The organism is Xanthomonas sp. LMG 12461 (genome assembly GCF_009192935.1).
Taxonomy (GTDB): Bacteria; Pseudomonadota; Gammaproteobacteria; order Xanthomonadales; family Xanthomonadaceae; genus Xanthomonas_A; species Xanthomonas_A sontii.
The window spans coordinates 1-5,490 of sequence record NZ_NQYT01000121.1 but is presented as its reverse complement, the minus strand read 5'-3'; the positions used below and the strand labels follow the sequence as shown (position 1 = coordinate 5,490).

Annotated in this window: 2 protein-coding genes; both read right to left on the bottom strand. The window is 73.3% G+C overall.

Going from position 1 to position 5,490, the window contains the following annotated elements:
- On the bottom strand, positions 1–1,723 hold a 1,723-nt coding region (locus CEK68_RS20810; RefSeq protein ID WP_152240526.1), incomplete at its 3' end, for a UvrD-helicase domain-containing protein.
- A complete protein-coding gene (gene recC, locus CEK68_RS20805; RefSeq protein WP_152240525.1) occupies positions 1,720–5,127 on the bottom strand; it encodes an exodeoxyribonuclease V subunit gamma in 3,408 nt (1,135 codons plus the stop codon). The genes recC and CEK68_RS20810, both read right to left, overlap by 4 nt.
- Between the last annotated feature and the right edge of the window lie 363 nt (positions 5,128–5,490).

Below are 5,490 nucleotides of genomic sequence, written 5' to 3'. Positions count from 1 at the left end.
CCGACCTGCAACGCGGCGGCGGTTCCGATGCGCGCCACACGGTCAGCGCCGGGGCCGGCACGCCGCCGCGTTGCAGGTCGGCATCGACGCGCTTGCTGCCCGGCTGCACCGGGTGGAAGGCGATGCCGTCGGTGAGAAACGCATCGGCGTAGCCGGCCTGCGTGTACAGCGCGTCGATCGCCGCCAGCAGCGCGGGGCGCGAGCGGAAGTTGTGCGCCAGCGGCGGCGCGCGTTCGGCGTCCGCGGCGGCGGCCAGGTAGGTGCGCACATCGCCGCCGCGGAACCCGTAGATGGCCTGCTTGGGGTCGCCGATCAGGGCCAGCAGTGGCGTCGTGGCGTCCTGCGTGGGCAGCGATGCGATCGTCCCATCGTCTTGCGCCGCAGAGGGATCGGCCGGCGCCGGGGCGAACACCTTGCGGAAGATCGTCCACTGGCGGTCGTCGGTGTCCTGGAATTCGTCGACCAGGGCCACCGCGTACTGCGCGCGCAGCCGCTGCGCCAAGGCGGCGCCGTGTGGGCCTTCCAGCGCGCGCGCCACGCCCTCGACCAGGTCATCGTAGGTCTGCACGCGGCGCTGGCGCTTGAGATGGGCCAGCCGCTCCGCCGCGTCGACGCGCAACGCGTGCAAGAGACGAATGCGACGTCGTGTGCGCCACTGCGCCAGTTGCGCCAAGGCGGCGAGGTAACCGTCGATGGCGTGGCCCAGCGGCGAGGCCGGGGTGCGTTCGGCGTGCTTCTTGTTGGTGCCGGCGGCCAGTTCGGCGGCGGTGAGCTTGACCAGCTTCGGATGCGGCGGCGCGTCCGCGGTCGGTGCCGCGGCGAAGGCGTCCAGCCAGTGCCACAGCGCGGTCAGCCAATCGGGCTTGTAGCTGACCTTGCTCAGCACGCCGGCGTCCATCGCCGCGGCGATCGCCTCGAAACAGGCGGTGCCGTGGGTGCGGAACGCCTCGGCCAGCGCCACGCCGGCGCGCTGCGCGGCCTGCTGCAACACAGTGCCGTCCTCGGCGGAAAAGACCGGCGCGGCCGGCAACAGCGTTGGATGCCGCACCAGTTCGCGCAGATCGGTGGCCATGCCGTCCGGCCCGCCCGGCCACAGCGCCACCAGATCCTCGGCCATCGCCGGATCGGCGGCGCGTTGCCGCCACAGGTCGGCGGCGACATCGCGCAGCAGTTCGCGGTCGTCGGTGAGCAGTTGCGGCGCGGCGAAGGCCTGGCCGCTCTCCAGCGCGTGCTCGCGCAGCACCCGCGCGCAGAAGCCGTGGATGGTGAAGATGGCGGCGAGGTCGATGTCCTCGGCGGCCTGCTGCAGGCGGCGGCGCAGGGCCGCTGGGGTTTCGGTGCTGGCGGCCAGGTGCGCGGCGAGGATGGCGCGGGTGAGGGCGACGTCGGGCGGGTCTTGTTGCGGGGTTGGGCGCGATGGGTCGGCCGCGGCTAATCCCGAAAAGGGGACAAGAGCCGCTCCTACGAGGTCCGGGGCAGCATCCGGCACCAGGCTGGCCGCCAGCGCCAGGCGCTCGCGGATGCGCCGGCGCAGTTCCTGGGTGGCGGCCTCGGTGAAGGTGACGGCGAGGAGTTGGCCCAGGCGCAGGCCGCGTTCGACCACCAGGCGCGTGAACAGGGTGGCCAGGGTGAAGGTCTTGCCGGTGCCGGCGCTGGCCTCGATCAGGCGCACGCCGTGCAGCGGCAGCTGCAGGTAGGGGTCGCGGTCGGGCGCGGCGCTCATTCGGCGTCCTCCTGCGTGCCGCGCCAGCGCTGCCAGCTTTCGGTCAGCCGTTCGAGATCAAGCGCGGGGCCGGCGTCGCCCTGTTCGAGCAGGCCGAACACGCGCTGACTGGTGGCGGCGAAGTCGGCGAAGCGCTGCGCGTCGGCGAACGGGTCGCGGCCGCGGCCGACCAGGCGCAGTTCCGGGCTGTCCGCCTCGCTCCAGCCGAAGCTGGCCTGCCATTGCGCGGCGGCGTCCTTGATCGCCTTGTCGAGATCGCCGGCGCGCGCGGCCTGGTAGTACTTCCAGCTGCTGTACGGCGCGAACGCCAGCGGCGCCTGGCGGCCATGCCGGTACAGCTGCAGCAGCTCGCCCAGCGCCTGCTGCGCCTGGCTGGCGGGCAGCGGGTCGCAGTCCATCGGATGCGGGCCGAGGCTGTCGTCGTGGTCGAAGAACCGCACATAGGGCGCGCGTTCGCCGGCGGCGCGCAGCAGCAGCCACTCCAACCCGTGGCGGATCGCGCTACGTCCGCTCAAGGCGCCCACCTGCACGCGTGCCACGCCGGGCGCGTACCAGCCCGGCAGGCGGCCGTGCAGCGCGGTGCCGTCGAGGTCCACCTGCAGCCGCGGCGCCAGCGGCGCGGCGTCGCCACCGCGCCACTGCCGGAACGCCTCGGCATACGGACGCAACTGGCGCACGCGCTCGTCGAGCTGGCGCCGACCCAGCGGCCCCGACGGCAGCAGCGCGCGGGCGCGCAGGCGTTCGTACAGGGCCTCGGTGTCCTCGCGCAGCACCGCCTCGAACACCTGTTGCTGCAGCCCGTACTGGTCGAGCCCGCGGCTGGGCGCCAACAGCGGTTCCAGGTCGCTGTCGGCCTGCGCCGGATCGGGCAGGCGCAGGCCCAGGCGCTGGCGCAGGAACTGCCCGGCCGGATCGACCAGCAGCCGGCGCAGGTCGTCGATGGACAGCTGCGAAGGCCGCGCGTCGTCGGCCGCGGCCGGCAGCGCGTCGATCCACGGCGCCAGCGGCTGGCGCTGGCCGACCAGGCTGTCCACCGCCGGCCGCCACTGCCGTCGGTAGCTGAAACGGCGCGGATCGGCATCCTCGGCACCGGTGGCGCCGAACGCGGCGGCGGCGAACGGCTGCAGCGGATGCCGCACGACCAGCGCCGTGGCCGCGCCCGGATCGGCGTGGTACTGGGCGGCGCAGGCCAGCAGTTCGCCGACCAGCGGCGAGGGTTCGCGCACGCTGCCGTCGCGCGCGTCGGCGCCCAGGTAGCTCAGGTAGAACACCTCCTGCGCCGAGGCGAACAGCTGCAGGAACAGGAAGCGGTCGTCCTCGCGCGTCGAACGGTCGCCGTGGCGGCGGCGGGTGGTGCCCAGTTCGGCGGTGAGGCGGTTGAGCCCGGCGGCCGGATCGCGGCGCGGGAAGTCGCCATCGTTCATGCCCAGCAGGCAGATGACCCGGAACGGCAGCAGCCGCATCGGCACCATGCGGCCGAAGCTGATGCCGCCGGTGAGCAGCGGCGCGCGCGTGTCCGATTCGCCCAGCACCGCGGCGAAGTGCGCGCGGACCACCTCGGCCGGCACCGCGTCGGCGTAGTCGGCGCGGGCGGCGTCGCGCGCGAACTGGTCGATCAGCGCGCGCAGGCGCTCCAGCGCACGCTGCTGGCGCGGCGCCGACGGACTCTGCGGCAGCAGCGCTTCGAGCAGGCCCAGCAGCACTTCGCGCCACTGCGCCGGCGGCATCGGCTCGGCCAGCGCGGCCTGGTGGCGGTCGAGCACGCGCAGCAGGCGCAGCAGCGTGTCCAGCGCGGCCAGCGCGCTGCCCTCCAGTTGCGGCCACGGCGCCACGCCGTCGATGTCGTCCTCGGCGCCGCTGGCGTGACCGAGCAACAGCCGGTCCAGGGCGAAGCGCCAGGTATAGGCGTCGTCGGCCGGCGCCTGGTGACGCTGCCGGTGCGCCGCGTCCAGGCCCCAGCGCGCGCCGGCGGCGTGCAGCCAGGCGCGCAGGCGCTCCAGCCCGGCCTCGTCCAGGCCGGCGGCCTCGGCGATCGGCGCGCTGGCGATCAGGTCCAGGATCTCGTGCAGGCCGAAGCGCGCGATCGGCAGCCCGAGCAGCGCCAGGAACACCTCGGCCAACGGCTCGCTGGCCAGCGGGCTGGCGTCGGCCAGCGCATAGGGCAAGGCGTCGTCGCCGGCGTGGCCGCCGAACACCGCATCCAGGTACGGCACGTAGGGGTCGATGTCCGGCGACAGCACCGCGATCTCGCGCGGCTGCAGCGGCGGCTCGAAGCGCGGGTCGTCCAGCAGCGCGCGCAACTGATCGTGCAGCACCTGCAGTTCGCGCAGGCGGGTGTGGCAGGCATGCACCTGCAGGCTGGGATCGTGCGGATCCACCGCGGCCAGCGGCGCCGGCCGCGCCGGCGCGCGGCGATGGAACAGATCGCTCTGCATGCGCCGCAGCAGGCTGTCGCCGAGGCCGCCATCGGCCAGCGCGCGCCGGCCCGACTCCAGCGGATCGGCATAGACCGCAATCTCGGCCAGCGGATGCACCACCTCGTAGTCGCCGATCAGCGCCATGAAGTCGCGCCCGGCCGCGCCCCAGGCCTGCAGCAGCGGGTTCTCCTGCACGTGGTCGGCGAACAGGTCCACCGCCCCGCCCTCGCGGCGGCGCTGCCACAGCGTCTGCAGATCGCCCCAGTAGCCCTGCGCCGGGGTCGGCAGATAGAAGTGCAGCGTGCCGGCGCGCGCCTGCGTGGCCAGCACACGCAGCACGTCGGGGGAAATGTTGAGCACGGCGAAGGCGAACAGGCGCCGCGGCAGGCCCTGCGGCAACGGCCCGTCAGGGCGCGCGTAGCGGTCCAGGTACTGGCCGATGCGCCGCGCGCGGTAGGCGCGGCCGCTGGCGATGCGCCGCCACAGCCGCGCCTGCGGATCGTCCGGGTCGGCGCCGCCTTCCCAGCGCAGCAGCCAGTCGCGGCGCCAGGCCTGGTACTTCTCGAACACGTTGCTCAGCTCGCCGGCCAGGCTCCACGGCTTGAGCGCATCGCCGTCGGCCAGATAGCCGGCCAGCGGCGCCAGCGCCGCATCGCTGCCCAGGTCGCCCTGCAGCGCCGTGTACAGGCGCCAATGCATGGTCGCCATGTCCAGGTCGTCGGCCGCCGCGCCGAGATTGCGCTCCAGCGCGCGCGCGACGAACTCGCCTGGGGTGAGGAATTCCAGGTTCGCCGCCACCCCGTGCACCGCGGCCAGGGTCGACTGCAGCCAGCGCCGCATCGCCACCTGCGGGATCAGCACCACCTCCGGCGCCAGCAAGGGCTGCCCCGGCGGCGGCCGGCGCAGTTCTTCGGCGAGCAGGGCGGCCAGGGTATCCAGCGCGTTGGACGGATACAGCCGGAAATCGGGCGCGGACGGGGCAGGCATGTGCCGGGCATTGTGCCGGATGCGGGCAGGCGGCGCTTTCGGGCACAGCCTTGTGCACCCAAACATCGCGGGTCGCTTCGCGCCGGACCCTCACCCCAAGCCCTCTCCCGACGGGAGAGGGGCTAGCTGTTCCTTCTCCCCTCGGGAGAAGGTGCCCCGAAGGGGCGGATGAGGGTACGGGCGCAGCCTCGTGCACCCAAACATCGCGAGTCGCTGCGCGCCGGACCCCTCCCCCAACCCCTCTCCCGGGGGGAGAGGGGGTAGCCGGTTCCTTGTCCATTCTTTATATACAACTTAGCCTGCGAGCGAGTCTTACTTCTTCGAGTTGGGCTTACATGCTGTTAAGAAATAGATAATATTAAA

Bases quoted from the DNA above. Each gene is read 5' to 3' on its own strand.
- recC (WP_152240525.1), bottom strand. From the start codon at position 5,127: ATGCCTGCCCCGTCCGCGCCCGATTTCCGGCTGTATCCGTCCAACGCG.